The 5,960-nt window shown below is 37.9% G+C and carries 7 protein-coding genes and 1 pseudogene; 4 read left to right on the top strand and 4 right to left on the bottom strand.

Annotation, left to right across the window (positions count from 1 at the left end):
- The 3 genes and pseudogenes from ON09_RS21955 to ON09_RS21945 all read left to right on the top strand — a co-directional run.
- Positions 1 to 314 (top strand): annotated as a pseudogene (locus tag ON09_RS21955) (BT_3928 family protein); the annotation flags it as partial.
- Positions 314 to 1,369 carry an ABC transporter permease gene (locus tag ON09_RS21950; protein ID WP_010603223.1) on the top strand — a complete coding sequence of 352 codons (1,056 nt, stop codon included), beginning with the start codon at positions 314 to 316 and terminating at the stop codon, positions 1,367 to 1,369. The pseudogene ON09_RS21955 and the gene ON09_RS21950, both read left to right, overlap by 1 nt.
- Before the next feature lie 24 nt (positions 1,370 to 1,393).
- Positions 1,394 to 1,897 carry a shikimate kinase gene (locus tag ON09_RS21945; protein ID WP_010603222.1) on the top strand — a complete coding sequence of 168 codons (504 nt, stop codon included), beginning with the start codon at positions 1,394 to 1,396 and terminating at the stop codon, positions 1,895 to 1,897.
- On the opposite strand, the gene ON09_RS21940 is transcribed toward ON09_RS21945, so the two are convergent.
- Genes ON09_RS21940 through ON09_RS21930 form a run of 4 tightly spaced genes read right to left on the bottom strand, consistent with a single transcriptional unit; the run spans position 1,894 to position 5,587 of the window.
- Positions 1,894 to 2,874 (bottom strand): phytoene desaturase family protein, encoded by a 981-nt coding sequence (locus ON09_RS21940; RefSeq protein ID WP_238533779.1) that lies wholly within the window; start codon positions 2,872 to 2,874, stop codon positions 1,894 to 1,896. The two genes, ON09_RS21945 and ON09_RS21940, sit on opposite strands and share 4 nt — an antisense overlap.
- Positions 2,825 to 3,376: a phytoene desaturase family protein gene (locus ON09_RS26340; protein ID WP_238533778.1), complete on the bottom strand. Its 552-nt coding sequence runs from the start codon at positions 3,374 to 3,376 to the stop codon at positions 2,825 to 2,827. The genes ON09_RS21940 and ON09_RS26340 overlap by 50 nt, the downstream gene beginning before the upstream one ends.
- 4 nt (positions 3,377 to 3,380) lie before the next feature.
- Entirely contained in the window at positions 3,381 to 5,084 is a 1,704-nt protein-coding gene (locus ON09_RS21935) for a M28 family peptidase (protein ID WP_010603221.1), read from the bottom strand.
- Between the two features lie 44 nt (positions 5,085 to 5,128).
- Positions 5,129 to 5,587, bottom strand: coding sequence for a DoxX family protein (locus ON09_RS21930; RefSeq protein WP_010603220.1), 459 nt, complete (start codon positions 5,585 to 5,587; stop codon positions 5,129 to 5,131).
- Positions 5,588 to 5,800: 213 nt separating this feature from the next.
- On the opposite strand from ON09_RS21930, the gene ON09_RS21925 reads away from it, so the two are divergent.
- Entirely contained in the window at positions 5,801 to 5,911 is a 111-nt protein-coding gene (locus tag ON09_RS21925; protein ID WP_010603219.1) for a hypothetical protein, read from the top strand.
- Positions 5,912 to 5,960: the final 49 nt, after the last annotated feature.

The raw sequence follows: 5,960 nt of genomic DNA, 5'->3' as shown, positions 1-5,960 counted from the left end.
TATGTAGCATACGATTTAAAAATACCAATCAGGCAGCAATAGGCAAATTGAATGCTTTGGCGATTAATGCTACACAGCAATTTAATATTCGCACCGTATTGTTAACGGCCAATTCAGCTCAGGATGCAGAGGCTTTCGTTAAACAAAATAACCTGTTTTCAGAAGTGTTTTATGCCGATGCGGTTCCATTGAAAAGTATGGTTAGGGCTAATCCTGGTGTGCTATTGCTGAAAAATGGTGTGGTAATAAATAAATGGCATTTCCATAATGTGCCTACTTTTGATCAGCTCAGTAGAAAATATTTCGATAAATAATGATTGGATATGCCATAAAAAAAATGTTGTATGGATTGCTGGTTATGGCCGGCGTGGTACTCGTTGTTTTTGTGCTGTTTAATATTTTGCCTGGCGATCCGGCAAGGATGACAATGGGTCAAAGAGCGGATGTGCAATCTTTGGAAGCTGTTCGGAAAGAATTCGGTTTAGATCGATCGAAACCAATGCAATTTGTGCTGTATGTAAATGATTTATCGCCAATTAGTGTATTGGAGAATGATAGTATTACGCAAGCCAAATACCACTATGCAAAAATAATCAACTTCGATCAAAAGGCATTGGTAATTAAATGGCCTTATTTGCGTAGTTCTTACCAAACCAAACGCGATGTTACGGCAATCCTTTCTGAAACCGTTCCCAATACTTTTATCTTGGCACTCACTGCGATGATTTTTGCCACGATTATTGGTGTGTTTTTGGGTGTTCTTTCAGCTGTCTACAAAGATTCCTGGATCGATAAATCAGCAAACGCTTTTGCTATTTTAGGTATTTCTGCCCCCTCATTTTTTGCCGGAATTATTATTGCCTGGCTTTTTGGATTTGTACTTAGCGACTTCACGGGACTGAAAATGAGTGGTAGCTTGTATTCTTATGATCCTTTTAGTGGAGAGATTTTGACTTTAAGAAACCTTTGGTTGCCAATGATTACTTTGGGGTTGAGGCCACTTGCAATAATTGTTCAATTAACAAGAAGTGCCATGCTTGATGTACTGGCGCAGGATTATATTCGCACAGCCAGGGCAAAAGGTTTAAGTAGAAATGCAATTATTTATAAACACGCATTAAAAAATGCTTTAAATCCGGTAATTACTGCAATTTCCGGTTGGTTCGCATCTCTGTTGGCCGGTTCATTTTTTGTGGAATATATTTTTGGATATAACGGCTTGGGGAGAACGACAGTAAGCGCACTGGAAATGTCTGATTTTCCTGTTGTAATGGGATCGATACTATTTATTGCCTTTGTTTTCGTGGTGATTAATATCCTTGTGGATATTCTTTATGCATATGTTGATCCAAGGGTGAAATTAGCATAATAAAAAAAAGAATAAATTAAAAGTATGAAGATTTTCCTGATCGGATACATGGGTTGTGGTAAAAGTACAAAGGCTAAACAGTTGGCGCATCGTTTGGATTGTCCGGTGATAGATCTTGATGCAGAGATCGTAAATAAATCTGGTAAAACCATAGCGGAGTTTTTTGAGGCTTATGGTGAAAGTGGTTTCAGAACGTATGAAAGTGAGATGCTTAAAACTTTTGATTATCCATCAACTTCTGTGGTGGCAACTGGCGGAGGTTTACCCTGCTTTTTTGATAATATGGAATGGATGAACTTAAACGGACAAACAGTTTATCTTCAAATGGAACCTGCCGCTTTGGTTTCCCGTTTGCACAACCGCCAGAAGCGCCCATTGATCAAAGACCTGGATGATGAGCAGCTGCTGGAGTTCATAAAAGTTAAATTAAAAGAGCGAGATCCGTTTTATACAAAAGCCAAGTTAATTGTTGATGCTTTTGATTTGGATGCCGAAAAATTAGAAGAAGCAATCAGTAGAAATAGTTAATTCGATAAATTCTGATCAATTATTTTTGCAGATAGTAGTGCCAGGGGTATTCCTCCGCCAGGATGAACACTTCCTCCACAAAAATAAAGTCCCTTAATTTTCGAAGAAAAGTTTGGGTGTCTTAAAAAAGCGGCAAACTGACTGTTCGAACTATTGCCATAAAGAGATCCCTGGAAAGAACCTGTCTTGGTCTCAATACTCCGTGGGTCGAGAATTTGCTCACAAATAATATTTTTCGTTAGATCTATTTTTAAGATACCACTTATTTTTTTGAGAATATTTTGCCTGGTTAGGCTAATCAGTTCATCCCAGTTTTGATCCTCATTTGCAGGAACATTTATCATTACAAACCAGTTTTCACTGTCAGCTGGTGCATCTCGTTTGATGTGTTTGGAAGTGATATTGATGTATATCGTTGGATCCTGATCAATGGTTTTGTCTTTCCATATGCCGTCAAACTCAGCCTTGTAATCTTTGGCGAAAAGAATATTATGCAAACCCAATTGAGGATAGGTTCCTTTTACACCCCAATAAAAAATTAAAGCAGAACTGCTTCTTTGCTGTGCCAGCAATTTTTCTGGTGCTTTCAAATTTTTTAATAGGTTTCTATAAGTAAACCAAATGTCGAGATTGGAAATAATTACTTCTGCTTTATATAACTGATTTTTGCACTTAATTCCTGTTACCTCGCTTGTCTTACCTTCAGCCTGATAAATGATTTCTTCGACTTTGGCATTGAAGTGAAATTTTACGCCTAAATCCTGTGCTAATTTCAAAAGTGACGTCGTGATGCTAAACATTCCCTTCTTTGGCAGATATGCTCCAAAATGATATTCAAAATGAGGAATTACATTTAAGGTTGCTGGTGCCTGGTAAGGATTTGAGCCATTGTAAGTTGCATACCTGTTAAACAACTGCGCAATTCTTTTATACTTTAAAAAAATGCTGATTAGCCTTTGCCTGTGTTCTGAAAGCATCGATTTTACCAAATCGAAATACTGATTTAAGTGTATCCCAGTGTAAATAGCTTTTAATTTTATGAAGTGATCTTTGTAAAAATACCTGGTTGGTTACTTCGTAAATCGTTTGGCTTTTTTTGATAAAGTGATGAATTTCTTTTGCGCTTGAACGTGTTTTTTGATCAATTTCATTAGCAAATTTATCCAAATCGGCATGAGCAATCAGCTGCAGTCCATCTTCGTAAAAATACCGGCAAACCTCATCTAATTTTTCATACTCAAAGTAATCTTGTGGATTTTTTCCAGCCAGTTTAAAAAGCTCATCCACATATTGTGGCATTGTAAATAAACTCGGGCCTGCATCAAACCTAAAATCTTGCAAGTTTATTTCAGCCAGTTTTCCCCCGGGAGCATCATTTGCTTCGAAAACCTCCACTTGATAACCCTTTACAGACATCCGGATCGCAGCGGCAATTCCTGCAATTCCTGCTCCGATAATTATTGCTTTTGGTTTAGGCATGGATTTATTTCAAACCCTCCAAATAAATTTTTGTTTGTTTTTCAACTTCGTTTGTGGCGAATTTTATGGCCGATCCTACACGGGTGGTTTCGGCTTTAACCGGCATTTTGTTGATGGTTGCCAAAGCATCAACATACCATTTACTCCAGGTAGCGATGATATGTTTTTCATCAGTCACAGCCTTACCTTTTGCAATGGCATCTTTGCTCAGCTCAAATTCAGTTTTTAATCTGGCCAAAGCATCATTTTTTACCTGTGAGACGGTTGCTGTTGCTGTTTGTTCATCTGCAGAAATTAAACTGTAGGCGGCAGTTAGGCCGCTAATTCCAACGTTTTTCATCTCAACGGCCGAAACCTTATCAATCCTGTCGTTGTCGGTGTGGTAAAAAACATCGGTAAAATGCCACATTAATAAACCTGGAATTTTACTTTGCAAAAATGGAGTATGGTCACTACCGCCTTCAAATGGATTAAAATTAACTGTCCAGTTCGCAAATTTGCCTTGTGCTTTACAGATATCAAAAATAAAGTCGTTAAAGTAGTGTGGGAAAAGATCTTTTTCGGTCACATTTCCAGCGCCCCATTCCGTGTGTTTATCCGTTCCCCTGGTCCAGATGGCAGATGGATCAGGCATTTTTTCAATCAGGAATGAACCTCCGGTCTTTTTGGTGTCTTCGCCAACCATATCCAAACTCATTCCCCACATGATGCCTTTTGCCCGGCTGGTATCTTCCACAATATATCTTCTGGTTGATACAATTTCATCGCCCCACAAAAAAGTTAAAGTGCGTTGCGGTACAATTTTTTTGGCCTGATAAAGCTCTGCAGTAAGCCTGGCCATTTCAGCTAATGTGCCTACTCCACTGGCATTGTCATTAGCCCCAGGCTCTTGTACATGGGCACTGAAAACGAAACGCTCATCAGGTTTTATGCTTCCTTTTACATTCGCTACAATGGTTAGCTCTTCGGAAGGATAAATTTTGGTTTGAATAGAAACTTTCAACTTTATGGAGCCTTTTGAGCAAGCGGCCTTAAGTTTTTCTTTCGCAGCAAAAGATAGAAGTAAGGTCCAAACCTCACTATTGGCTTTCATGCTTCCAAACTGAATGGAAGTTTGATGAACTTCGGGTTGTGTATACCTGGGCATGGCATATCCTAACACACCAATTGCACCAGCATTGGTTGCTAGTTGCAGTAGCCTGGAAGGATGATTTTCGGAAAATACTATTTTGCCTTTAAGATCGAGTTTTGCCAAATCAGCTGCTGATGTTTTCTCAAGAAAAACTACTTCAGCGGTAACGCCATCTGCAGTGGTAGAGCCGCAATTTATCGGAATCATGTTGCGGTTCGTTTTAAAAGATATCAATGGCTGTGTTTCTCCAACAATATCAATATTTGCATCAACTGGCTCCCAGGTATTGTTTTTCATGGGGCGTTTTTCAATGCGGTAGGTAAGTGGCGCTTCCACTTCGTTTTGTTTTTGTTGTACAAAACCTGCCTTTTTTAATATGTTTTCTACATAATATATACTGGCATTGAATCCGCTGTTGCCAGGTACACGAAAATATTTTTCTACAAATGCTGTGGTTTCATAGGCATTTTTTTCGTTGAAGCCACTTCGCGTTAATTTAAAATATTCCTGAGTTGTGTTTTGAGCGTAAGTCGTCAATCCCGCTAAGAGCAGTGCAAAAAGTATCTTGATTTTCATTGTCAGTAATAAAGTCGAAAGATACTAAGAATATTCAATCTTGTTTAAGTGTATCGCTTTCCGGTTTTGTGTTTCAAACCTTCATCAACGGATAGCGGTCCTGATCCAACTACCCAAAACATGATGAGTAAGAAGAGTACGAGTACTGATAACCATAATTCTGAATTCGGTGCTGAAAATCCTGGCGTGAGGTTAACAAAAAATACGGCGAACAGCAAAATCGGAATTTGGATCACAGCTGCAAAACGCGTAACCAGACCGAGTGTGATTAAAATGCCCCCAACCAAATGCGCAAAAGCGACCACATGAATGCCGACACTAATCATCATCCCTGAAAAGCCAAATACATTGTTTTGAGTGATTAAATTTTGCAAAACAGATGTGTCGCTAATAAACGATACGCCTTTACCAAAGATAATTAGCCCAAGAACAATACGTAGATAATCGAGCCATTTCGCATGATGAACATCTCCCCAATGTTCAATTTTACGGATTACGTTCATGATGAACCTCCATTTTTAGTGAATGATATATTAAGTTACGAAATAATATCGGAAAAAGAATTAATGTATTGAAAATCAATAGTTCAGGTATTTAAAATATAATGAGACTAAAGTTTTAACTCATTGATGTAAAATTAACGTAAGTTTAATCTGTACCGTTTTGGTTTTCGGTATGAATTTTGTATTATTGTTAAAATAGATAGGTTTTTTATCATGAGCAAAGAAATATTAGAGTTTTCTGTACAAGTAGATGAGAAATTTGACCTAAAATTTAATTGGTTAGATGGCTTTTGGGGAGCCGCATTTAAATTTTTTGCAAAATAATTTTTCAAAATCAATTTTGTGCTGTCAGTTGGCTTACTGATCATAAATT

It is taken from the genome of Pedobacter agri PB92, from assembly GCF_000258495.1.
GTDB lineage: Bacteria > Bacteroidota > Bacteroidia > Sphingobacteriales > Sphingobacteriaceae > Pedobacter > Pedobacter agri.
Note: the sequence above shows the minus strand (reverse complement) of the source record. Positions and strands in the feature narration are given on the sequence as shown.

Bases quoted from the DNA above. Each gene is read 5' to 3' on its own strand.
- ON09_RS21950 (WP_010603223.1), top strand. From the start codon at position 314: ATGATTGGATATGCCATAAAAAAAATGTTGTATGGATTGCTGGTTATG.
- ON09_RS21945 (WP_010603222.1), top strand. From the start codon at position 1,394: ATGAAGATTTTCCTGATCGGATACATGGGTTGTGGTAAAAGTACAAAG.
- ON09_RS21940 (WP_238533779.1), bottom strand. From the start codon at position 2,874: ATGCTTTCAGAACACAGGCAAAGGCTAATCAGCATTTTTTTAAAGTAT.
- ON09_RS26340 (WP_238533778.1), bottom strand. From the start codon at position 3,376: ATGCCTAAACCAAAAGCAATAATTATCGGAGCAGGAATTGCAGGAATT.
- ON09_RS21935 (WP_010603221.1), bottom strand. From the start codon at position 5,084: ATGAAAATCAAGATACTTTTTGCACTGCTCTTAGCGGGATTGACGACT.
- ON09_RS21930 (WP_010603220.1), bottom strand. From the start codon at position 5,587: ATGAACGTAATCCGTAAAATTGAACATTGGGGAGATGTTCATCATGCG.
- ON09_RS21925 (WP_010603219.1), top strand. From the start codon at position 5,801: ATGAGCAAAGAAATATTAGAGTTTTCTGTACAAGTAGATGAGAAATTT.